Annotated in this window: 25 protein-coding genes; 14 read left to right on the forward strand and 11 right to left on the reverse strand. The window is 61.1% G+C overall.

Annotated features, from left to right (window positions below; translation table 11 throughout):
• Positions 1-48: 48 nt before the first annotated feature.
• Complete coding sequence (norR, locus tag ACZ3HH_RS01225; RefSeq protein WP_465802301.1) at positions 49-1,578, reverse strand: nitric oxide reductase transcriptional regulator NorR; 1,530 nt, start codon at positions 1,576-1,578, stop codon at positions 49-51.
• Positions 1,579-1,732: 154 nt separating this feature from the next.
• On the opposite strand from norR, the gene ytfE reads away from it, so the two are divergent.
• On the forward strand, positions 1,733-2,407 hold the full coding sequence (ytfE, locus tag ACZ3HH_RS01230; protein ID WP_460145597.1) for an iron-sulfur cluster repair protein YtfE: 675 nt from the start codon (positions 1,733-1,735) through the stop codon (positions 2,405-2,407).
• A gap of 75 nt (positions 2,408-2,482) precedes the next feature.
• On the opposite strand, the gene ACZ3HH_RS01235 is transcribed toward ytfE, so the two are convergent.
• Together ACZ3HH_RS01235 and ACZ3HH_RS01240 are read right to left on the reverse strand one after the other, a co-directional pair.
• Complete coding sequence (locus ACZ3HH_RS01235; protein WP_367375187.1) at positions 2,483-2,920, reverse strand: hypothetical protein; 438 nt, start codon at positions 2,918-2,920, stop codon at positions 2,483-2,485.
• Between the two features lie 28 nt (positions 2,921-2,948).
• Positions 2,949-4,139: an NnrS family protein gene (locus ACZ3HH_RS01240; RefSeq protein WP_465802303.1), complete on the reverse strand. Its 1,191-nt coding sequence runs from the start codon at positions 4,137-4,139 to the stop codon at positions 2,949-2,951.
• A gap of 593 nt (positions 4,140-4,732) precedes the next feature.
• Here ACZ3HH_RS01240 and ACZ3HH_RS01245 point away from each other — a divergent pair.
• Together ACZ3HH_RS01245 and ACZ3HH_RS01250 are read left to right on the forward strand one after the other, a co-directional pair.
• Positions 4,733-5,416 carry a Crp/Fnr family transcriptional regulator gene (locus tag ACZ3HH_RS01245; RefSeq protein ID WP_008075049.1) on the forward strand — a complete coding sequence of 228 codons (684 nt, stop codon included), beginning with the start codon at positions 4,733-4,735 and terminating at the stop codon, positions 5,414-5,416.
• The gene (locus ACZ3HH_RS01250) at positions 5,413-5,613 is read left to right on the forward strand and encodes a protein DnrP (RefSeq protein ID WP_123360743.1); all 201 of its coding nucleotides are present in this window, start codon (positions 5,413-5,415) and stop codon (positions 5,611-5,613) included. The genes ACZ3HH_RS01245 and ACZ3HH_RS01250 overlap by 4 nt, the downstream gene beginning before the upstream one ends.
• A gap of 23 nt (positions 5,614-5,636) precedes the next feature.
• Here ACZ3HH_RS01250 and ACZ3HH_RS01255 read toward each other — a convergent pair whose 3' ends face one another.
• From ACZ3HH_RS01255 to ACZ3HH_RS01280, 6 genes are all read right to left on the reverse strand, one after another.
• On the reverse strand, positions 5,637-7,478 hold the full coding sequence (locus ACZ3HH_RS01255; protein WP_465802305.1) for a nitric oxide reductase activation protein NorD: 1,842 nt from the start codon (positions 7,476-7,478) through the stop codon (positions 5,637-5,639).
• Positions 7,479-7,556: 78 nt separating this feature from the next.
• Positions 7,557-8,984, reverse strand: a complete 1,428-nt coding sequence (locus ACZ3HH_RS01260) for a cbb3-type cytochrome c oxidase subunit I (protein ID WP_465802306.1) — start codon at positions 8,982-8,984, stop codon at positions 7,557-7,559.
• A 3-nt stretch (positions 8,985-8,987) separates the two neighbouring features.
• On the reverse strand, positions 8,988-9,428 hold the full coding sequence (locus tag ACZ3HH_RS01265) for a c-type cytochrome (protein ID WP_030130714.1): 441 nt from the start codon (positions 9,426-9,428) through the stop codon (positions 8,988-8,990).
• A 262-nt stretch (positions 9,429-9,690) separates the two neighbouring features.
• Positions 9,691-9,948, reverse strand: coding sequence for a cytochrome C oxidase subunit IV family protein (locus ACZ3HH_RS01270; protein WP_465802307.1), 258 nt, complete (start codon positions 9,946-9,948; stop codon positions 9,691-9,693).
• An 11-nt stretch (positions 9,949-9,959) separates the two neighbouring features.
• Positions 9,960-10,547, reverse strand: a complete 588-nt coding sequence (locus ACZ3HH_RS01275) for a cytochrome c oxidase subunit 3 (protein WP_465802309.1) — start codon at positions 10,545-10,547, stop codon at positions 9,960-9,962.
• The gene (locus tag ACZ3HH_RS01280; protein ID WP_367375180.1) at positions 10,531-11,322 is read right to left on the reverse strand and encodes a CbbQ/NirQ/NorQ/GpvN family protein; all 792 of its coding nucleotides are present in this window, start codon (positions 11,320-11,322) and stop codon (positions 10,531-10,533) included. Before ACZ3HH_RS01280 ends, ACZ3HH_RS01275 begins: the two co-directional genes overlap by 17 nt.
• Positions 11,323-11,521: 199 nt before the next feature.
• Here ACZ3HH_RS01280 and nirS point away from each other — a divergent pair, with 199 nt between their 5' ends.
• The 11 genes from nirS (at position 11,522) to ACZ3HH_RS01335 (ending at position 20,555) form a co-directional block, all read left to right on the forward strand.
• Entirely contained in the window at positions 11,522-13,204 is a 1,683-nt protein-coding gene (gene nirS, locus ACZ3HH_RS01285; protein WP_465802311.1) for a nitrite reductase, read from the forward strand.
• A gap of 24 nt (positions 13,205-13,228) precedes the next feature.
• Positions 13,229-13,546: a c-type cytochrome gene (locus ACZ3HH_RS01290; protein WP_460145589.1), complete on the forward strand. Its 318-nt coding sequence runs from the start codon at positions 13,229-13,231 to the stop codon at positions 13,544-13,546.
• 16 nt (positions 13,547-13,562) lie between these two features.
• A complete protein-coding gene (locus ACZ3HH_RS01295; protein ID WP_465802313.1) occupies positions 13,563-13,889 on the forward strand; it encodes a c-type cytochrome in 327 nt (108 codons plus the stop codon).
• Positions 13,886-15,064 carry a cytochrome D1 domain-containing protein gene (locus ACZ3HH_RS01300; protein ID WP_465802315.1) on the forward strand — a complete coding sequence of 393 codons (1,179 nt, stop codon included), beginning with the start codon at positions 13,886-13,888 and terminating at the stop codon, positions 15,062-15,064. Before ACZ3HH_RS01295 ends, ACZ3HH_RS01300 begins: the two co-directional genes overlap by 4 nt.
• Before the next feature lies 1 nt (position 15,065).
• A complete protein-coding gene (locus ACZ3HH_RS01305; RefSeq protein WP_465802316.1) occupies positions 15,066-15,524 on the forward strand; it encodes an Lrp/AsnC family transcriptional regulator in 459 nt (152 codons plus the stop codon).
• The gene (gene ahbB, locus ACZ3HH_RS01310; protein WP_465802318.1) at positions 15,521-16,036 is read left to right on the forward strand and encodes a siroheme decarboxylase subunit beta; all 516 of its coding nucleotides are present in this window, start codon (positions 15,521-15,523) and stop codon (positions 16,034-16,036) included. Before ACZ3HH_RS01305 ends, ahbB (ACZ3HH_RS01310) begins: the two co-directional genes overlap by 4 nt.
• Complete coding sequence (locus ACZ3HH_RS01315) at positions 16,029-16,472, forward strand: Lrp/AsnC family transcriptional regulator (protein WP_367375176.1); 444 nt, start codon at positions 16,029-16,031, stop codon at positions 16,470-16,472. Before ahbB (ACZ3HH_RS01310) ends, ACZ3HH_RS01315 begins: the two co-directional genes overlap by 8 nt.
• Positions 16,447-16,950, forward strand: a complete 504-nt coding sequence (gene ahbB, locus ACZ3HH_RS01320; RefSeq protein WP_465802321.1) for a siroheme decarboxylase subunit beta — start codon at positions 16,447-16,449, stop codon at positions 16,948-16,950. Before ACZ3HH_RS01315 ends, ahbB (ACZ3HH_RS01320) begins: the two co-directional genes overlap by 26 nt.
• Positions 16,951-16,976: 26 nt before the next feature.
• The gene (nirJ, locus tag ACZ3HH_RS01325) at positions 16,977-18,155 is read left to right on the forward strand and encodes a heme d1 biosynthesis radical SAM protein NirJ (RefSeq protein WP_465802322.1); all 1,179 of its coding nucleotides are present in this window, start codon (positions 16,977-16,979) and stop codon (positions 18,153-18,155) included.
• A gap of 70 nt (positions 18,156-18,225) precedes the next feature.
• Positions 18,226-19,065, forward strand: coding sequence for a uroporphyrinogen-III C-methyltransferase (gene cobA / locus ACZ3HH_RS01330; protein ID WP_465802324.1), 840 nt, complete (start codon positions 18,226-18,228; stop codon positions 19,063-19,065).
• Entirely contained in the window at positions 19,062-20,555 is a 1,494-nt protein-coding gene (locus ACZ3HH_RS01335; protein WP_465802326.1) for a cytochrome D1 domain-containing protein, read from the forward strand. The genes cobA and ACZ3HH_RS01335 overlap by 4 nt, the downstream gene beginning before the upstream one ends.
• Positions 20,556-21,451: 896 nt before the next feature.
• Here ACZ3HH_RS01335 and ACZ3HH_RS01340 read toward each other — a convergent pair.
• Together ACZ3HH_RS01340 and ACZ3HH_RS01345 are read right to left on the reverse strand one after the other, a co-directional pair.
• Positions 21,452-22,195 (reverse strand): SDR family NAD(P)-dependent oxidoreductase, encoded by a 744-nt coding sequence (locus ACZ3HH_RS01340; RefSeq protein WP_465802327.1) that lies wholly within the window; start codon positions 22,193-22,195, stop codon positions 21,452-21,454.
• Positions 22,196-22,323: 128 nt separating this feature from the next.
• Positions 22,324-22,851, reverse strand: a complete 528-nt coding sequence (locus ACZ3HH_RS01345) for a nitrous oxide reductase accessory protein NosL (protein ID WP_465802329.1) — start codon at positions 22,849-22,851, stop codon at positions 22,324-22,326.
• Positions 22,852-22,868: the final 17 nt, after the last annotated feature.

Consider the following 22,868-nt stretch of genomic DNA (forward strand, 5'->3'; position numbering starts at 1 on the left):
GTGCGAGGCACTGCGCAAAGCCACCTTGACCGCCATCAACACTGTCGCCTACTTGAGACGCAGCCGCCGCGCCAGTTTGTGCAGATTGCTGGGATCGACTTCCAGGATTCGCGCGGCGCTGGCCCAGTTTTCCCCGGACAGGCTCAGGGCCTGGAGGATTTTCTTGCGCTGGTAATCGTCGACGGCTTCGCCCAAGGGCTGGAACGGCAGATCTGCCGTAACGTCCGGGGATGGTTCGACCACCGCCCCCGATGCCGCCATCGCGCTGTCGAGATCGAGAATTTCAGGCTCCAGCGTCATGATCAACGCGCGACTCGTACCGCGACTGAGCTGCTTCAACGCCGCTCGGCTGATCACGTGTTCCAGTTCGCGCACATTGCCCGGCCAGGTATAAAGCAGCAGCGCGCGTTCAGCCGCCGGCGACAGGCGCAAGCCGCGCAGGCCGAGCCGCGCCCGATTGAGCTCAAGGAAATGCCCGGCCAGCATCAACACATCGTTACCGCGCTCGCGCAGGGGCGGAATCGGCACCGGATACACCGAGAGGCGGTGATACAGATCGGCGCGAAACAAGCCGTCGCGGATGCTGTCCGGCAGGTGCCGGTTGGTGGCGGCGATGATCCGCACATCGACGTGCAGCGGTTTGTCGGCGCCGAGGCGCTGGATCTCGCCGTTCTGCAGCGTGCGCAGCAACTTCGCTTGCACGGCCAATGGCAATTCACCGACTTCGTCGAGAAACAGCGTGCCGCCGTTGGCGGCATCGAAGCGTCCGGCACGGTCACTGGTGGCGCCGGAAAAGGCGCCTTTGACATGCCCGAACAACTCACTCTCTGCCAGCGACTCTGGCAAAGCGGCGCAGTTAACGTGTATCAGCGGTTTGTGATGGCGTCTTGAAAGACGATGCAAGCGCCGGGCGAACAGCTCTTTGCCGACGCCGGTCTCGCCCAACAGCAATACCGGCAGATCGGAGTCGGCCAATACATCCAGCTCATTGAGCAACTGATGCAACACCTCACTCTGCCCGAGGATCTCGCCCTCCTCGACCGGCATTCGAAAATCCTGGGGATCGCTGCGGGACAGACGCAAGCTGCGGTTTTCCTGCTCAAGCCGCGTGACCCGCACGGCGGCTTCGATCTGCAAGGTGCAGCGCTTGAGCTCTTCCCGCGCCCGACTGTCGAAGGTCCCTGCGTGCAGCGCATCGAGGGTGATCGCGCCCCAGATCCGCCCCTCGACATAAAGACTCACGCCCATGCAGTCATGCACCGGCAGCGGTTCGCCAACGTGGTTGTCGAGCAAGCCGTCGTAGGGGTCCGGCAGACGACTGTCGGGTTCGAACCAGGTCGGCTCGCGCGACGCCATGATTGCCGCCAGCCGGGGATGCTGGGCGATGACGAACCGGCGCCCCAACGCTTCATGAACCAGCCCCACCGTCGCAACGGGCCTGAGGCTGTCGTCATCCAGACGCAACAAGCCCACGGCACCACTGTTGAAATATTCGCGCAGGGTCTGGACCAATCGTTGCAATCGTACGGCATTGGGCAACTCGACGATCAGGTCGGCTGCCAGGCTTTCTCGCAGCATGGTAGTAATCACCCTCTATGGTTGGATTCACCCTAAAGCGTCAGGGTGCCTATCACCACAACTAAAAAATAATCGATGTTTTTCAATCACTTAAATATGGCATGCCGGATGCAATAGACCTGGAGAACCGTTGAAACCTAAACAAGGAACCCTGATGAGCCAGACCCTATTGGAACAAAGCCTCGGCCAACTGGCCTGCGACATTCCCGGTGCCACCCGGATCTTCCATACCTTCAAACTGGACTTCTGTTGCGGCGGGCATAAAAGCCTGCGCGAGGCGGCCCTTGGCAAAAACCTCGATCCGGTCCTGATTGCCGACGCCCTGAACATTCTGCAAGACGCCGGCGAAACCCAGCACGACTGGCGCAATGAACCTTTGGAGCTGTTGATCGCCCACCTTCTGACGCGCTACCACGCCCGTCACCGCGAGCAATTGCCGGAACTGATCCGTCTGGCCCGCCGTGTCGAGCAGGTCCATGGTGCGCGCAGCAGTTGCCCCAACGGCCTGGCCGATCTCCTGACCGACATGCAACAAGAGCTCGAAGGCCACATGCTCAAGGAAGAGCAGGTGCTGTTCCCGATGCTGCAACAAGGCATCGGTGCTCAAGCGGCTCCGCCGATCCAGGTGCTGCGCTTCGAACATGATCAACATGGCGAAGCACTGGAGAAGATGCTTGCCCTGACCAATCACATCATCCCGCCTGCCGATGCCTGTAACACCTGGCGCGCCCTCTATCGCGGGCTGCTGGAATTCAAAGATGACCTGATGCAACACATTCATCTGGAAAACAACGTGCTGTTCATCAACGCCCTGAACCCTCGTCACTGATCGATCGCCAGCCATACCCAACCCGCGTCAGCCCACCGGTTGACGCGGGTTTTGTTTATCCGGGACTGCTTGTGATCAACCGTGCCAATAGAACATCGCCTTGGCCAGGATCACGATCAACACCATGTGTCCGAGAATGCTGCGGCGAATCCAGCTGGCGCGAGTCGCGGTCAGGCGCGCATGGGTCAGCCAATAGGCCAGCAGCAAGTAATGACCGATGATGCTCAGGGCCAACAGGATTTTCAGGCTCAACAACGTGCCAAAGCTGCTGGCCAGCGGCTGACTCAATGCGCCCCGGTACTGCCACGCCAGGCCGATGCCGGCGCCATACAACAGCAACACCACGCCATGCAGGACCTTGCGCGAGCGCACGGCAATCGCCTGATCCGCCGTGGATTGCGCGGTATCCGCCAACTGCTGGCGCGCTCGATGCCAGATGACCACCTCGAAAAACAGCGTGCCGATGAAGGCAATCGCTGCCAGTAAATGCGTGACCAGTAAAAAGGGATACATCAGCGCCAGCCTCTGTCAGTTCGCGTGCTCATCCCGGATGACCGTCGACCCGGGTCCGCAGCAGCATCGGTCCATAGCGCCAGGCATACAGCGCAAACGCCAGCGCCCAGCACAGACCGGCCAGCCACAATGCCGGCAAGGGAAAGAACTCGATCAACCCCACCCGGCTCAGGCACGCCAGATTGAGCAAGATGAACGCCAGGGTCATCCCCGACGGCGGTTCGAGCGCACGGCCGGTATGCCCGAGGCTGACTCGGGCGATCATCGCCAGCACCAGGCCGCCCATGGCCCCGATCGTCAGGCAATGCACCGCCAGACTCGGGTTGATCGGCGCGCCGAAATGCCACAGCGCCATCCCGAGACACGCCACCGCCAACCAGCCATAAGCCAGGTGCAGCGACCACAGCAACGGTACGTGCCAGAGTGCCCGGTCATGCCAGCGCACCAGTCGCACCAGATGTCCCGCCGCCAGCACCGCGAACAGCAGGCCCACCCAGACATTGGGGTTGAGCGCAGGTCCTGCGGCATATAACAACGCCACCAGCGGCGAGCCTACCAACAACAATCGATCCAGCCAGGGCCAGGCGGCAACGCCTTCAACCCGACCAAGGCCACGCTGGGTGAAGAACGGAATCACCCGCCCACCGATCAACCCCATCATCGCCGCCACCAGCCAAATGCCGGTCAGCACGCCTTGGCGCTGCCAACCTTCATGCCCCTCGACCAGGCCGTACAAGGACAACCCGTCGGCCACGGCCAACAACAGCAGAACCACCACAATCGGGTAGTTACGTTTCTGCCGCACCTTCCACAGGGTGAAGCCCATGAGCACCGCCACCGCCAACGGGAACGCCATTTCCAGCACCGCGAGCAACGGCCACGGCACATTGGCCAGCCAGGCTACTCGCGCCAATAACCACAGCAGCGCCAGAGCGGCCAACGGTTTGCCGCTGATGCCGGGACGACCGGTCCAGGTCTGCACGGCCGTCAGCAGAAAGCCCGCGATAATTGCCAAGCCGAACCCGAACAACAATTCATGCCGATGCCAGCCCAGCCAACCGCCTGCCGGCTGCCAGTCGGATATCGAACCGCTGAAGGCGGCCAGCCATAGCGGAATGGCCAGCACCGCCAACAGGCCGCCAGCGAGGAAAAACGGCCGAAAGGCCAGCCGTAACAGCGGCGCGATTGCCATCGCTTTACGGCGGTCAAGCACTTGCATAAAGCCACTCCTCTACCTGTTTGCCGACCTGGCGCCAACCCGCACGCGCCGAGGTAAATCCAGGGCCAATCATCGGGTATTACCGATCCATTGCCTTTGTCACAGATCAAGTGTGCAAGGGACGTGCCCCGATGCCGAGCGCGCGCCCTTTGTGGCGAGGGAGCTTGCTCCCGCTCGGGTGCGTAGCAGCCGTCAACCGGCTGATGCGTTGTATCTGAAGAATTTCGATGGCCGGTATTGGGAGTGCTTCGCACTCCAGCGGGAGCAAGCTCCCTCGCCACAAGGTACTCCCGATCAGGGTACAAATGACCCTTTGATGGTCATTTAAACCCTAAACATCACGGTATTTTTTACCCTGATCGCTGACACCCCCAATAAACAAGGCCCTCCAAGCCTGGCCCGCGTCTTGCTCTGCATGGGCAACCTTTTAGAAATCCTGGATCCCTCTCGATTACCCGGAGTCGTCATGAAAAAAGTCATCCAGCCACTGGCCTGGTTTGTTGTGTTGACCTCAATCCTGGCCCTGGCCAGCGGCGTTTCCCTGGTTCTCGTCTGACTTGATCCCCCCTTCTCTATCTTCAGGATGAATTCTCATGGTGCTTCATCGCGTCCACCACCAGATTCTGCGCAGTCATCACTTGTTCGAGCCGTTGAACGAAGAACAGCTGGATGAATTGATGAGTACCAGCCACTTGCTGAGCATCGACAAAGGCGAGCCGTTGTTCCGTCAGGGTGAGCCGGCCGATTCGTTCTATTTCATCATTGCCGGCGCGGTGAAAATCTACCGGCTGACACCCGATGGGCAGGAGAAAGTGTTCGAGGTCATCAGCGATCGGCAAACCTTCGCCGAGGCGATGATGCTGATGGACACCCCGAACTATGTGGCCTCGGCCGAAGCGATCTGCCCTACCCAGCTCTACCGGTTATCCAACAGCACCTACATGCGCCTGCTGCAGAGCAATAGCCGGCTGACCTTTGCACTGCTGGGCAAGCTCTGCGTTCGCTTGCATCAACGGGTCAACGAAATCGAGACCCTGTCACTGAAAAACGCCACCCACCGGGTTGTGCGTTATCTGCTGACGCAACTGGTGCGCCAGCAAACCGTTGACAGCCAATTCGAGCTGCCGATGGCCAAGCAGCTGATTGCCGGGCATCTGTCGATCCAGCCGGAAACTTTTTCGCGGATCATTCGCCGCTTGATCGATGAAAACATCATCACTCAGGACGGCCGTCAGATCGCCATTCTTGATCGCTTGCGCCTGGAACAGTTCGAGTGAGTGCCATGCCCGTCTGCCTGTATTGCCAACACGCCAACCCACCACAGGAAATCGAGTGCCGCCAATGCGGCATGCCCCTGCCGGCATTGGCCGCACACGCGGCGCAACGTCGGTTGCGCCGATTCAAGTGGTTCTGCATCGGCCTGACAATCTTCTGCGTGACGATGTTTTTCTGGCTGCCGCGCAGCATCAGCTGATGCTGCGTTGATCGAACCGAGGTTCAAGGTTGAGTCAGCTGGCGGTACAACTGCGGCAAGCGCAGGGGTAACTGCTCAGGCTGACGGATCAAGGTGTAGCCATTGGCGCCAAACATGTACGGCAGGTAATCCCCGGCCTCGCGATCGATCGTGATACAGAACGGCGTCAGCCCCTGACGCCGCGCCTCCAGCACCGCCTCGCGGGTGTCTTCAACACCGTAGCGCCCCTCGTACAGATCCAGATCATTGGGTTTGCCATCCGTGAGCAGCAGCAACAGTTTGCTGCGCCGCTTGCTGTTGCCCAGCAATTGCGTGGCCTGGCGAATGGCCGCGCCCATGCGGGTGTAATACCCCGGTTTGAGCCCTTGAATGCGACCTCGAGTGTTGTCGTCATAGCGCTGGGTGAACGCCTTGAGTTCCTGCATGCGCACTTGCTGACGACGCAGCGAGGAAAACCCGTACAGAGCAAAATCATCGCCCAGCACCGACAAGGTTTCGCCGAACAGCAGCAGGCTGTCGCGGATGACGTCGATGACACGATGCTCATCGTTCAGGTGCGCGTCGGTAGACATCGACACGTCGGCCAGCAACAGGCACGCCAGGTCGCGGCGGGTCTGCCGTTGCTCCATGAACAGACCGCGTTCGGCACACTGGCCATGCTCGCGCTCAACGTGAAAATCCAGCCAGGCCTGCATGTCCAGCTCTGATCCCTGAGGTTGTTGGCGTAACCACTGACGGTCATTGCGCAGGTGCTCGAACTGGCGCCGCAAGCGGTGCGCCGAGGCCTTCAGCCGCAATGGCAACGGCTGTGCCTCACAGTCGCGGGGCACCATCATTTGCAGATTGACGAAGCTGTCCTGCATCTGTTGTTTGCGGTAGTCCCACTCCGGCAACTTGATGCCCTCGCCGAGGGGAATATCGTCGACATCGGCCGGTGGCAAATCCAGGTGCAGCTTGAGACCACCGCCCTTGCGCAGACGGGTGCGCGACAGGGTCAGTTCGTCCAGATCGTCGGCGACTCGGGCGGCGTCCGGGTCTTCGCTGTCGTCCGACCAGCGATCCAGGTCGACGTGTTCGGTCCAGCTGAACAGGTTCTCCAGGCGCACGATTAACAACCCGCCGTCGCGGCTGCCTTCATCGATTCGCGTCGCGCGTTTACGCCCGCTTTTCTGTTCGCCGGGCGGCGTGGTCAAAGACTCTTCGGATTCATCGCCCAGATCGGCTGCCTGCGGGCTGGCGAGGTTTTGCGGCGGGTACAACCACAGCGGCAGCGGCCACGCGGCCCGTTCGCTACGAGGGAAATGCTCAACACTGCCGGGTTCGCGCAGCGCCTGGCATAGCGCCCGTTCCAGTGCTGCTTCGCTGGCGTTCAACGAGGCCGGATCGGGGCGCAATTGCAGATGGGCATCGACCAGTCGTTTGTAACGAGCACGCAGCGCGGGATAGCGTCGCAACAGCTGTTGCGTCCAGCGTTGATTGTCCCGACCCCAGTGACGCATCTGCCCGGCCTGTGCCGCCAGCAACGCAAGCCAGCGATAAAGTTCCTCGTTCAGTGCGACTTCAGGGAAGACCGCCAGGCTCGATGGCAGCCGCAGATTACTCGCGTCACACCACGCCAACGGCACTTGTTTGCAGGTGCCGGCGATCTGCTGCAACACGTTTCGGCGCAGCAGCAGGTCGCGGTCGCTGGCGGCTTCCACACCGATGCCGTTGGCACCGCCCATGGCACGAAACAACAGCGCCAACGGGCGTTGCTGGCTGGCCAGTTCAACCCGTGCTTCAGGGAAGTCCGGGCTGGCACGCCGGGTGATGAAACGATGCCAGACACTGCCTACCCACTCTTCCAGTTCGACGGTAAACGCCATGATGCTTGCCCTTCCTGGAAACCAAAAAAACGGCCCGCTGTATCAGCCGGGCCGACCTTTTCTAGCCATTGCACTCGTTCATGAAGGTACAACCGCAGCCGGGGCGCGCAAGGCCGCGCGGCCACGTTGCTTGAAGCTGAGCAGGTAACAGAGCAAGCCTGCGAAGAACCCGAGACCGGCGCCCAGACGTGCCCAGAACAGCACCTGCAGATGTTCGACCGTGGACATGAATGGCAACGCAATCCCGTCGGCCTGCCAGCGTTGCAGGTAAACCTGGACGACACCGGCAGCGGTCAGGAACAGCGTGATCATCACCATCGATAGGGTCATCAACCAGAAGCCCCAGATTTCGAAGGTCTGCGAACGCTCGTCAGCGGCTTCACCCAGCCCGCGCAAACGCGGCATGGCGTAGCTGATCAAGGTCATCACGATCATCGCGTAAGCACCGTAGAAGGCCAGGTGACCGTGAGCCGCCGTCAGTTGCGAACCGTGGGTATAGAAGTTGACCGGTGCCAGGGTGTGCAGAAAACCCCAGACGCCCGCACCGAAGAACGCGGTGACCGTGGTGCCCTTGGCCCACAGTGTGGCGGCGCGGTTCGGGTGTTGCCGGCGACGGTTCTTCACCATGCTGAAGGCGAAGATCACCATGGCCAGGAACGGTAGCGGTTCGAGTGCCGAGAAGATCGAGCCGACCCACAACCAGACCTCAGGCGCACCGATCCAGAAGAAGTGGTGACCGGTACCGATGATCCCGGTAATCAGCGCCATGGCGATGATCACATAGAGCCATTTCTCTACGACTTCCCGGTCGACCCCGGTGATCTTGATCAGGACGAAGGCGAGCATCGAACCCATGATCAGTTCCCACACGCCTTCCACCCAAAGATGCACCACCCACCACCAGTAGAACTTGTCGCGGGCCAGGTTGCCGGGGTTATAGAAGGAGAACAGGAAGAACACCGCAAGGCCGATCAGCCCGGTCATCATCACCATGCTGATCGTGGTCTTGCGACCTTTGAGCAGGGTCATGCCGATGTTGTAAAGGAAGCCCAGGCACACCACTACAATGCCCATCTTGGTGATGGTCGGCTGCTCCAGGAACTCCCGACCCATGGTCGGCAGCAACTCATTGTGAGTCAGCTTGGCCAGGCCCGCATAAGGCACCAGCAGGTAGCCGAGGATCGTCAGCACGCCTGCCGCGGCGAATACCCAGAACAGGACGATCGCCAGCTTCGGACTGTGCAGTTCGCGGTCGGCCTCTTCCGGAATCAGGTAGTAGGCAGCGCCCATGAAGCCGAACAGCAGCCAGACGATCAGCAGGTTGGTGTGCACCATCCGCGCCACGTTGAAGGGAATGATCGGGAACAGAAAGTCTCCGATCACGTATTGCACGCCCATGATCAAACCGAACAGCACCTGACCGAGAAACAGCATCAGGGCAAACACGAAGTACGGTTTGGCCACGGCTTGCGAGGCGAATTTCAGATGCGGATTAGCAATGCTCATCGTTTAGCCCTCCTTGTTTGGCGGCCAGCCATTGGTGTTGATGTTCGAACTCCATTTGAGGAACTCGGCGATGTCATCCACCTCCTGCTCGCTCAACTTGAACTGCGGCATCGCTCGCCGGCCCGGTACGCCCAGCGGCTGCATTTTCATCCAGGCATGCAGAAAGGGTTTGAAGCCCGCCTCCCCGCCGCGCCGCTGAAACACGTTGCCCAGCTCAGGCGCAAAGTAGGCGCCCTCGCCCAGCAGCGTGTGGCAGCCGATGCAGTTGTTTTGCTCCCAGACCGTCTTGCCGCGGATCACTGATTCGGTTAACTGCGCTTCATTACTGCGCACTGGGAAGGTCTGTTCGGTGTGATAGGTCAAGGCCAGGAATATCAGGAAGAAGAAGATGCTTCCCCCGAAGTAGATATTCCTGGCCATGCCTTTGGTGAAGGTCTCTGACATGGTCGCTTCCTCTTTGCTTGGCGTACCCATGATAGAAAGCGAAGGGTTGAAACCTGCTTGATGGCGATCAAGAAAGGCAGATGGTTTGGGTCGGGTATTGGCATCAGGGCCCCAGGTACCAACCTGTGGCGAGGGAGCTTGCTCCCGCTGGGGCGCGCAGCGGCCCTAAAACAGTCACCGCGAATATTCAGATAGAAAGCAGGCACAGGTTTTACGGCTGCTTCGCAACCGAGCGGGAGCAAGCTCCCTCGCCACAGGTTGGCTAGCCGATCGACACCAGCGTCAGCCCTACAACGGCGGCCAACACCAGCGCCCAGCTCACCATCAACCGGCGCCACAATCGCGGGGCATGGCGCATCTCCATAAAGCCGTCGGCAATCAACCAGGCCTTGCCAACCGCCACCAGCAAAATGGCCACCGACAGCAGCCACGTCGCGCCCGCCTGTGCCAGCACCACCGTGCACACGCTTAATGTGGCCAGCGCTGCCCAGCAGACCAGCAAAAACCTGGAAGCCGACATCAGAACCTCCGTCAATTCAGCACGTAGACCAGCGGAAACAGCACGACCCAGATCAGATCGACCATGTGCCAATACAGCACACCCGATTCAAGCCCGCTGCGGTTGCCGGCGTTGTACAAGCCACGACGACAACGCTCGGCCAGCCATCCGAGGATGACCATGCCGAGCAGTACATGGAGAAAATGAAAACCGGTGAGGATCCAGTAGAGGGTGAAAAACGTGTTGTGCTCCATGCCCAGCCCCGAGGCCAGCAAGTGTCGGTATTCCGTGATCTTCAACACCACGTAGACACTGGCGGCGAGCAACGCTGCCAGCAGGTAGACAGCGCCGTGGCGAGACCGAGAACGCTTGACTTGCTCCTGGGCCAGCGCGGCAAACAGCCCGGCGGTGAGCAGGCTCAGGGTCATCGCCAGGCCGGTAGAGGTGTTGAGCAACAGACGGCTTTCACCGAACAGCTGCGGCTTGAGTGCCTGGGTCACGGCGAACGCCAGAATCAGGATGGCGAACACCGACAGCTCGGCCAGAATGAAAAACCACATTGCCAGATCGCCCGGCAAGTGCCCCGGTGCAACGCGTCTGGACTCAGCCGAAGTGGACATCAACCACGCCCATCAGCGCCGCAACCGTCAGCGGATCATCGCTCAGCGGCTCTGCCAGGCAGGCCATGCATGCCTCACGCGGGCTCATGCCGGAGCGGATCATTCGCGCGGTGAAAATCAGCAGCCGCGTCGAGGCGACTTCCTCCAGATCATGTTGATCCAGCCTTCGCAGGGCCTGCCCCAACCTGACTACTTGCGCCGCCAGCGCGGTATCAACCTGCGCTTCCCGGGCGACAATGCGCTCTTCGTCGGCCACCGGCGGATAGCCGAAACGCATCGCCACGAAGCGTTGTCGGGTGCTGGGTTTCATGCCTTTGAGCAGGTTCTGGTAGCCGGGGTTGTACGACACCACCAGCATGAATGACGGCGGCGCCTGCAGCACTTCGCCGGTGCGTTCCAGGAACAACTCGCGACGATCATCGGCCAGCGGATGCAGTACAACCACGGTGTCCTGGCGCGCCTCGACCACTTCGTCCAGATAACAAATGCCGCCTTCACGCACCGCGCGGGTCAGCGGCCCGTCCTGCCACCAGGTGCCCTGGGCACCGATCAAATGACGGCCGATCAGGTCGGCGGCGCTCAGATCGTCATGGCAAGCCACGGTATACAGCGGCAGTTTCAACCGATGGGCCATGTGCTGGACGAAGCGGGTCTTGCCGCACCCCGTCGGGCCTTTGATCAGCACCGGCATGCCGTGTCGCCAGGCTTGCTCGAACAGCGCCTCCTCATTATTGAGCGGTTGATAGAAGGGTTCGCAAGACTGGATTCGGTCCATGGGCTGTCTGTTCCAAAAGCGGATTCAAGCCACACGCTACGGGCCCCTGCGACAACCTGGCAAGTGACATGGCCGGCAAACTTGATCGCGGTCAAGCGAGCATTGGCCTGCTCAGGCATAGCCTTGCATGGCACTAAGAACCTGCGTTCTGCGCTGCCGTTTCAGCACATCGCAAAGGTCTTGCCTGAGGAGAAATGGAATGCTGATCAGCAATAGAAAAACGTTTGCTCTGACTGTCGCCACATTGTGTTCGGCGCTGGCCCTTGCGGTGACTCACGCGGCCCGGGCCGACGAGCCTGCTACCACACCCCCCATGGTCAAAACCGCTGGCGCTCCCGACATGAGCCAAGCCGAGTTCGACGCTTCCAAGGAAATTTACTTTCAGCGTTGCGCCGGCTGCCACGGCGTTCTGCGCAAAGGCGCCACCGGTAAACCACTGACGCCAGACATCACCCAATCCCGCGGGCAACCGTTTCTGGAGGCGTTGATTACCTACGGTTCACCGGCGGGTATGCCGAACTGGGGAACGTCGAATGCGCTGACCAAGGATCAGATCACGTCAATGGCCAAGTTCGTTCAGCACACGCCGCCGACGCCGCCTGAATGGGGCATGGCCGAGACGCTGAAAACCTGGAAAGTGCTGGTCAAGCCTGAGGACCGTCCGAAGAAGCAACTGAGCAAACTCAACCTGCCCAACCTGTTTTCGGTGACGTTGCGCGATGACGGCAAGATTGCCCTGATCGACGGTGACAGCAAGAAAATCGTCAAGCTGATCGAGACCGGTTATGCGGTGCACATCTCGCGGATTTCCGCCTCCGGTCGCTATCTGTTGGTGATTGGTCGAGACGCGCGGATCGACATGATCGACCTGTGGCCGGTGGAGCCGACCAAGGTCGCCGAAGTCAAAGTGGGCATCGAGGCGCGCTCGGTGGAGACCTCCAAGTTCAAGGGCTACGAAGACAAATACACCGTCGCCGGCTCCTATTGGCCACCGCAATTCACCATCATGGATGGCGAAACCCTGGAGCCCAAACAGATCGTCTCGACCCGTGGCATGACCGTCGACAAGCAGGAATATCACCCCGAACCCCGAGTCGCGGCGATCATCGCCTCCCACGAATGGCCGGAGTTCATCGTCAACGTCAAGGAAACCGGCAAGGTCATGCTGGTCAACTACCAGGACATCAAAAACCTCACCATCACCTACATCGATGCCGCACCCTTCCTGCATGACGGCGGTTGGGACAGCACCCACCGCTACTTCATGACCGCCGCCAACAACTCCAACAAAGTCGCCGTGATCGACTCCAAAGATCGCAAATTGGCAGCTCTGGTGGAGGTCGGCAAAACCCCTCACCCGGGGCGCGGCGCCAACTTCAACCATCCGACCTACGGCCCGGTCTGGGCCACCAGCCATCTGGGTGATGACGGCATCTCGCTGATCGGCACCGACCCGGTCAAACACCCGCAATACGCCTGGAAACAGGTCGCCTCACTCAAGGGCCAGGGCGGCGGATCGCTGTTTATCAAAACCCACCCTGACTCCCGTCACCTGTATGTCGACACCACCCTCAACCCCGACGCCAAGCTGAGCCAGTCGGTGGCGGTGTTCAACATCGACAAACTCGACGCCGGCTACACCGTGTTGCCCATCGCCGAGTACGCCGGCATCAAGCAAGGCGCGATGCGGGTGGTACAGCCGGAATACAACAAGGCCGGCGATGAAGTCTGGTTCTCCGTGTGGAGCGGCCAGTCAGATGAATCGGCGCTGGTAGTGATCGACGACAAAACGCTGAAGCTCAAATCAGTCATAAAGGACAAACGACTGATCACTCCCACCGGAAAATTCAACGTCTACAACACCCAACACGACATCTATTGAGCTCCATCAATGCAAGGAACCATCATGAAAAATATTCTGTTTTCACTGTTCGCCCTGACCGCTGCGCTGAGCGTACAGCCGGCCATGGCTGCCGAGGACGGGCCGGCGCTGTTCAAGAGCAAACCCTGCGCCGCCTGCCATTCCATCGACACCAAGATTGTCGGCCCGGCGCTCAAGGATGTCGCGGCCAAAAACGCTGGCGTGGCCGGGGCCGTGGACACCCTGGCCAACCACATCAAGAACGGTACGCAAGGCAACTGGGGCCCGATGCCAATGCCGGCCAACCCGGTGACTGATGAAGAAGCGAAGACACTTGCAACCTGGGTCCTGAGTCTCAAATAGCCAACTGGAGGGCGTCATGAAGATTTATCGACACGCTGCGATTCTGGCGGCCCTCCTCCTCATTTGCGCAACTGCGGTTGCCGCGCCTGACGCCAAGCGTCAGGCACAACTCGAACACCTGCTGGCCCAGGACTGTGGCGCCTGCCACGGACTGCACATGACCGGCGGGCTGGGTCCCGACCTGACCCGCGCAACGCTGGCGGGCAAGTCCAGGGACAGCCTGATAGCCACCGTCAGCCAAGGCCGGCCCGGCACCGCGATGCCCGGTTGGGCCCCGCTGCTCAGCCCGGATGACATCCGTTGGCTGGTCGATCTTCTTCTCCAGGGATATCCCGCACCATGATCCGTTCAACCCTGCTTTTAGCGGCGACCGGGCTGTTGTTGTCCGCGTGTGTTCAGCCACCGTTGCGTGGTACCGGCAATCTGGGCGTGGTGGTGGAGCGCGCTACCGGCAGCGTGCAAATCATCGAAAGCGACACCCGCACGGCACTGGTCCGACTCGAGGGTTTGGGCGATCTGTCCCATGCCTCGGTGGTGTTTTCCCGCGACCAGCGTTATGCCTATGTGTTCGGCCGCGACGGTGGGCTGAGCAAGATCGACCTGTTGACCCAACGCATCGATCAACGGGTGATACAGGGCGGCAACAGCATCGGCGGCGCGATCAGTCAGGACGGCAAACTCATCGCCGTGTCCAACTATGTGCCCGGCGGGGTCAAGGTCTTCGATGCCGAAACCCTGCAACTGGTGGCCGATATTCCGGCCACGCCCCTGGCCGATGGCAGCAAGCGCTCACGGGTGGTCGGCCTGGTCGATGCGCCCGGGCAACGTTTTGTGTTCAGCCTGTTCGATACCGGCGAGATCTGGACCGCCGATTTCAGTCAGGGCAACACGCCACAGATCAGCCGTTTCACCGGCATCGGCCAGCAACCCTACGACGCGTTGGTGACCCCGGATGGTCGCTATTACATGGCGGGACTGTTCGGCGAAGACGGCATGGCGCAACTCGACCTCTGGCATCCGGAGCGCGGAGTGCAGCGAGTGCTCGGTGATTACGGACGCGGCCAGGCGAAACTGCCCGTCTACAAGATGCCGCATCTGGAAGGTTGGGCCGTTGCCGACAATCAGGCCTTCGTGCCCGCAGTCGGTCGCCATCAAGTGCTAGTGATGGATTCGCGCACGTGGAAGCAGACCGCTGCCATCCCGGTGGCCGGCCAACCGGTGTTCGTCACGTCGCGGCCGGACGGTCGGCAGCTGTGGGTCAATTTCGCCTACCCGGACAACGATCGGGTTCAAGTTATCGACAGCGAAACCCATGCCGTGGTCGCCGATCTGCGGCCAGGGCCGGCGGTGCTGCACATGGAATTCACCGCTCGCGGCGATCAGTTGTGGCTGTCGTTACGCGATGGCGATCAGGTTCAGGTCTGGGACCCGTACAGCCTGAAGCAGCTGAGCACCCTTCCCGCCACCGCGCCGAGCGGCATCTTCTTCAGCAGTCGCGCGCAAAAAATGGGCTATTGAAATGAACCTCGACCTGCTCAGCCGCCAACTGATCGACCGCTTCCAGCATGGCATGCCGCTGTGCGCGGAACCTTACAAAGAGATGGCGCGGATTCTCGGTTGCCGCGTGGCCCAGGTGATGGTTTGCCTGGAAGAAATGGATCAGGCCGGCACCCTTTCACGGATCGGCCCGGTGTTCGAACACAGTCGCGCCGGGGCCAGCACCCTCGCCGCCCTCGCCGTGCCCGCCGAACGCTTGCAACAGGTCGCCGAGCACGTCAGCCAATACCCCGAGGTCAACCATAACTACGCGCGGGAGCATTTCTACAACCTGTGGTTTGTACTGACCGGCCCCGATCGCCAACACATCGAACGCGTTCTCGAACAACTCGAGAAAGACACCGGCCTCATGCCGCTGGATCTGCCGATGTTGACCGCTTACCGCATCGACCTTGGTTTTGCCCTGGGAGAAAGCCCATGACGTCGGGGTTGAGTCCCAAACAGGCACTGGCGCTGCGTCGGCATCTGGAAGGCGGATTGCCGCTGGTATCGCGTCCCTATCAGGCCCTTGCCGAACGGATAGACACCGACGAAAACCAGGTGCTCGCGCAAATGCATCAGTGGCATGAGCAAGGGCTGTTTCGCCGGATCGGCCTGGTGCTCAACCATCGCGCGCTGGGTTTTACCGCCAACGCCATGCTGGTGCTGGATGTTCCGGACGCGCTGATCGACGAAGTCGGCCAGCGCCTGGGGCGAGCGCCCGGCATCACCCTCTGCTACCAACGGCCGCGGCGTCTGCCGCAGTGGCGCTACAACCTGTTCTGCATGGTTCACGGGCGCCAACGTGAGCGGGTCGAAGCGCAGATCCAGACGTTGCTGGAAGAACACCTGCTGAGCGACCTGCCCCACCAATTGCTGTTCAGCACTCACGCGTTCAAACAGTGCGGCGGCCGCTTCGCACCCTCGCCAACCGGAGCCCCTACCCATGGATGACCTCGACCGTCGGTTGATCAACCGCTTGCAACTGGGCCTGCCGCTGGTGCGCCACCCGTGGCAGGCACTGGCCGCCGAACTGGAGAGCAGCAGCACCGAACTGCTCGACCGCCTCCATGATTTGCTGGAAGACGGCATGCTCACGCGCTTCGGCCCGATGTTCGACATCGAACGCCTGGGCGGCGCCTTCACCCTCGCGGCGCTGGCGGTACCGGAAGAACGTTTCGACGAGGTCGCCGAGCAACTGCACGCCCTGCCTGAAGTGGCGCACAACTACCGACGCGAACACGCCTGGAACATGTGGTTCGTGCTCGGCTGCCCGACCGAACAAGGTATCGCCGAGACCCTGCAACACATCGAAACCCTGACCGGCCTGCCGCTGCTCAATTTGCCCAAAGAGGAGACGTACCATGTCGGTCTGTACTTCCCGGTCTGAAGACACCCTGGCTCAGCGTCTGATCGAGTTGACCCAGGCCGGCCTGCCATTGCTGGACGACCCGTGGGCCTGGCTCGCCGAACAGCTGGAGCTGAGCATCGAATCCACCCTGGATTTGCTCAAGCGCTTGCAGGCCGAGGGCGCCATCCGGCGCATCGCCGCCGTCCCCAACCACTATCGCCTGGGCTATCGCTACAACGGCATGACCGTCTGGGATGTGCGCGACACGGACATGCCGCGCCTCGGCGCGCTGATCGGTGCGCAGCCCTTCGTCAGCCACTGTTATCGACGCCCACGACGAACCGCGTGGCGCTACAACCTGTTCGCCATGGTTCATGGTCGCAGCCGCGAGGAAATCGACAGCTACCGCGAACACCTGCGCTACTTGCTGGGCGACGCCTGCGCCGCCGACGAGATGCTGGTGAGCAGCCGCATCCTGAAGAAAACCGGTTTGCGGCTACCGCCAGTGCCACGCTGAACACGCGCGTGTTCAAGGAGATTTGCATGTTGAGGATCAGCCAATACCTGCGTGCCCTGACCGGCCAGGCGCCTGCCCCCAGAACCAGCCCACCGGGCAGCAACCGGCCGCCGGTGGTGATCTGGAATTTGCTCAGGCGCTGCAACCTGACCTGCAAACACTGTTACGCCACGTCCGCCGACAGTGTCTTTCGCGACGAACTGGATACCCCTGCCGCGCTGACCGTGATCGACGATCTGCACGACGCCGGTGTGAAGGTCCTGATTCTTTCCGGCGGTGAACCGTTGTTGCGCGACGATCTGTTTGTGCTCAGCGCCTACGCCCGCGACAAGGGTTTCTTTGTGGCGTTGTCCACCAACGGCACGCTGATCAATGAGCAGAACATCGCAAAGATCCGCGCGGCGAATTTCGACTATGTCGGGATCAGCATCGATGGCCTGGAAGCCACCCATGACGCCTTCCGCCAATTGAAGGGCAGTTTTGCCAGTTCCATGCGGGCGATCCGTCTCTGTCGTGAACAGGGAATTCGCGTCGGCCTGCGCACCACCCTGACCCAAGAGAACCATCAACAACTGCCCCAATTGCTGGCGCTGATGCGCGAGTACGACGTGCAGAAGTTTTATCTGTCGCACCTCAACTACAGCGGTCGCGGCAAACGCAGCCGCAAACTCGACGCGCAACAGCAGATGAGCCGCGAGGCGATGACGCTGATCTTCGAACAGGCCTGGGAAGACATCGAGCACGGTCGCGACAGCGATTTTGTCAGCGGCAACAACGATGCCGATGCGATTCTCTTGCTGCAATGGGTGGGCCTGCATCTACCCGAACATTACCCGCGCCTGGAACACATGCTCCGGGCCTGGGGCGGCAACGCCTCGGGCAGCGGCATCGCCAACATCGACAACACCGGCGAAGTGCACCCCGACACCTATTGGTGGCAGCACTCGGTGGGCAATGTCCGGCACACGCCGTTTCGCACGCTCTGGCTGGACCAGCCGGACGCCTTGTTGCAGCAGCTGCGTGTGCATCCGCGCGCCGTCGGTGGCCGTTGTGGCCAATGCCGCTGGTTGAACATCTGCAACGGCAATACCCGCACCCGCGCCTGGGCCGAAGGCGACCTCTGGGGTCAGGACCCCGGTTGCCACCTCAGCGATGAAGAAATCGGTATGCCGCCATTAATGACCATCCCTTGCGTCATGCACTGAAGCACCCGCCTGGCGAGCCATCCGGCAAAGGATGGGGCCGGCCAACCTGATGAAGAACCAAGGACGTCCCATGCACCCATCGATTGTTTTACCGGCCGCACTTGCGTCTCCGTTCAGACCGGGCGAAGTGGCCCTGGTCGGCGCCGGCCCCGGTGATCCACGCCTGCTGACCCTGCGTGCCTGGAGCCTGTTGATGCAGGCCGACGCCGTGGTTTACGACCGCCTGATCAGCCCCGAGCTGCTGACGTTGATCCCCCTCACCTGCGCCCGGCATTACGTCGGCAAGGCCAGCGGCTGCCACAGTCTGCCCCAGGAACAAATCAACGAACTGCTCGCCGACCTCGCCGATCAGGGGCAGCGCGTGGTCCGGCTCAAGGGCGGCGACCCGTTCATCTTCGGCCGTGGCGCCGAGGAACTGGAGTATCTGCTGCAACGCAACATTGACTGCCAGGTAGTCCCGGGCATTACCGCCGCTTCCGGCTGCAGTGCTTATGCGGGCATTCCGCTGACCCACCGGGACCTGGTCAACTCCTGTCGATTCATCACCGGCCACTTGCAGCGCGACGGTGAGTTGCAACTGCCCTGGAGCAGCCTCGCCGACAGTAGCCAGACCCTGGTGTTTTACATGGGGTTATCGAACCTCGGGATTATCGCCCAGCGCTTGATCGAAGCCGGAATGGCCGCCGATACACCGGCGGCGCTGATCAGCAATGGCACGCGTCCCGACCAGCACGTCGCCCGAGGCAGGCTGCACCAGCTGCCGACCCTGGCGCTGGATTGCCCACCGGGCATTCCGACGCTGACGGTGATCGGCAAAGTAGTCGATCTGTTCGCCACCCAACAGCAGGAATACCCGGCGCGCTTTTACTCTGCTCCCGTGTTGCAACGCCACGGCAAGGTGGCGATATGAGGCGCATGCTGCTTGCCCCATTGTTATGGGTCGGCGCGGCCCATGCCGGCGCAACGGTTCCATCCTCCGACGCGGCTGCCGACCTCTACCAACAACATTGCCAACGCTGCCATGGCGCCAACCGTTTCGGCGGTACGGGGCCGGCCTTGCTGCCGGAGAGTCTGAGCCGGATCAAACCCGATGAAATCCGCAGTGTCATCCAGAACGGCCGCACCGCAAGCCAGATGACCGGGTATGCCAATGTGTTCAGTCCCGCGCAGATCGACGCGCTGGTTGATTACCTTCAGCAACCACCCGCCACCCCGCCCACCTGGAGTAACGACGACATTCGCGGCAGTCATTCCCTCCTCGCCGATATCAGCAAACTGCCCGACACACCCCAGCATGGTGCCGATCCGCTGAACCTGTTTGTGGTGGTGGAAGCCGGCGACCATCACATCGATATCCTCGATGGCGATCGTTTCGACGTGCTGGCGCGGTTTGCTTCGCACTTTGCGGTGCATGGCGGGCCGAAGTTCTCGCCGGATGGACGCTTCGTCTACGTCGCCTCACGCGATGGTTGGGTCAGCCTGTACGACCTGCACAACCTGAAGCTGATCGCCGAGGTCCGCGCCGGGCTCAATACCCGCAACCTCGCGGTGAGCAAGGATGGCCGCTGGGTGCTGGTGGGCAACTATCTGCCGGGCAATCTGGTGGTGCTCGATGCTCGCGATCTGTCGCTGGTCAAAACCATCCCGGCAATCGGCCAGGACGGCACCGCATCACGGGTCAGCGCGGTCTACACCGCGCCGCCACGGGACAGTTTCATCGTGGCGCTCAAGGATGTGAAGGAAGTCTGGGAGTTGTCGAGCGCCGGCACACCGGACTTCGAACCGCGCCGCATCCAGGCCGAGGATAGGCTGGACGACTTTTCCTTTTCACCGGACTACAAGCAACTGCTGGCCACATCACGCAAGGCCAAGGGCGGCCAGGTGATCGACCTCGACAGTGGCAAGGTGGTCACCGACATACCGCTGCCGGGCATGCCGCATCTGGGGTCCGGGACCTACTGGAAACGTAACGGTGAGTGGGTATTCGCCACGCCGAATATCAGCAAGGGACTGATCTCGGTCATCGACTTCAAGACCTGGACACTGATCAAGGAAATTCCGACCTTGGGGCCGGGGTTCTTTATGCGCAGTCACGTTAACTCGCGGTATGCCTGGACCGACGTGTTCTTCGGCCCTGATAACGATGCGATCCACCTGATTGACAAGCAGACTCTGGAAATCGCCCACACCTTGCGCCCAATGCCTGGCAAGACGGCCGCCCACGTTGAGTTCACTCGCGATGGTCGCTACTTGTTGCTGAGCGTCTGGGCCACCGATGGCGCGTTGATTGTGTATGACAGCAATACGCTTGAGGAGGTTAAGCGACTGCCGATGAACAAGCCGTCGGGCAAATATAATGTGGGGAACAAGATTGAGTTTGTGGAGGGGACTTCGCATTAGGTCTTGATGTACATATCCGTTGCTGCGGTAACGGCTGCTATTGGTTCCGCCCTTACGGCGGGTCACTTTCGAAAAGCGCGAAAGTAACCAAAGCGCTTTTGCCCCTTTCGTTCGGTGCCTCGCCTAGGCTCGCCATGCCCTCGCTCCGGTCCTGCTCCGTGGGCCCGCCGCGATCGGCCATCCATGGCCGTGCGCGGCTAACCCGGCATCCATGCCGGGTTGCCCACTACGCAGAACCTCCACTCGGCCTCTCGAGGGGGCGACTACCGCAAAAGCACCGCGAGGCGGCCTACCGGCCGGCCTATCATTTCAAGCGTACGCACTCCCCTGTGGGAGCGAGCCTGCTCGCGAAGGACGTCAACGATAACGCGTGCTGTCTGAATGAACGCGGTGTCCGGACGTTTTTCGCGAGCAGGCTCGCTCCCACAGTTGGATTTCTGGCGGGCATGACATAGGTGTCCACCGCCGATGACCTTGACGGACATCAGGTCGGCTATCAGGCCGCCTCGCTTTGGCTTTTGATCTGGCTTTTGATTTTGATTTTGACCTGCTCCGTCGGAAGGCCGAACGCAGGTTCTGCGCAGTGGGCAACCCGGCATGGATGCCGGGTTAGCCGCCCCCGGCCATGGATGGCCGATGGCGGCGGGCCCACGGAGCAGGACCGGAGTGAGGGTATGGCGAGCCTAGGCGAGCCACCGTACGTCAGGGGCGAAAAGCGTTTGGTTACTTTGCGCTTTTCAAAGTAACCCGCTGTAAGAGCGGAACCCTAAGTAGCCGTGACCGCAGCAACGGATATGTACACCATCAAAACCTATGTCACCCGACACGCCGCTTTCGCGAGCAAGCCCGCTCCCACAAGGGCTCCAGGAACATCCGCAAAATTGTGAGTTCACCCATCACCCCAAGGTATAACCGTTATCAACCTTCCAATCCTGCCCATAGACACCCCGTGCGCCTTGAGACAGTTGAAAAATAATCACATTAGCCACCGCCGACGCATCGAGAAAATGACCAGGCAGCAGACGCTTGCCAAGGGTATCAGCGACGTCATCGAGTTCCCCGTCGCTCAACCCCAGGCTGTCCCACATCGAGGTCGCGGTCGGCCCCGGCGAGACCAGATTGATGCGCACGTCATAACGCGCGAACTCCACCGCCAATGTGCGCGCCTGAGCCGCCAGCGCGGCCTTGCTGGCAATGCAGGCAGCCAGACCGGGAAAGCTCGAACCGGTCAGAAAACTACCGACAAACACCACCGAAGCCGGACTCGCCAACTCACCGCGCAATGCCGCCAGGGTATTCAGCGCCCCGGCACCGTTGACCGCCCATTGGCGCTGGAAGGCCGGCATGTCCAGGCTGTCGGCCATTTCGGCAATGCCCGCGTTGGGCACCAGATAATCCACCCTCCCCAGCGCCGCCGCCCGCCGGGCCAGCCCTTGCAAGTCTTCCTCGCACGTGACGTCCCCGGCGCACCATTGCAGCCGTTCACCGTAAATCTGCTGCAGGGCTGGCAATTCACCGACGGTGCGTGACATCGCCAGCACCTTGACCCCACGCGGCAACAGCGCGGCGCACAACGCCAGGCCAATCCCGGAGCTGGCGCCGGTGATCACCGCCAGACGATCCTGAAACTCGGTTTGCATCATGTTCTCCTGGGCATCGTTAATGCCAAGCACTGGTGACGTGGTGAGCCCCTATCTTTGAACAGACGCAGAAATACCGACTTGACGGCGATCAGATTTTCTCAATGACCCGTCGGATAATCGGCCGATCAATGAGTCGAGTGCGACATCGCTGTCTGCTGCTGAAGCACCGCCTGATCGATCTCGCTGAACCGCAGCACACGACCGCCCTGGTCGGCGACCAGTTTTTCCGCAGCCTGCTGGCTGGAGAAAGACGCCAACACCACACCCATGGCGCCTTTGAGCTGGGTGCCGACCACGTAAAACGCATCCTTGGCATCGATCAGATGGGCATCATTGGGGGTGTTCCATGGACTGCGGCCCATGTCGTGGACATACAACCGGGCCTCGCCATGATGATTTTCCGGTTGCAGCCACCAACCGATCATCTCCGCCGTAGAGCAGAATTTCTTGATGCCGCTGCGCTCGACCACTTCGCCTTTGGGCCCGGGGAAGCCGTCGATGATCATGCCGCAAACATGGCATTCATCACTGGGATGGAAGGCAGCGGCGGCGTCGCTGTAGGTGGCTTGCACCGGTTTGTCACAGGCCGCCAGCAGCAGACAGACCATCAGGCCCGCCACGGCGCGTACCGTCGTCGAATAAAGATTACTCATCGTCAGATGCTCCAAAA

This window comes from Pseudomonas sp. PME37.24/025, from assembly GCF_055556615.1.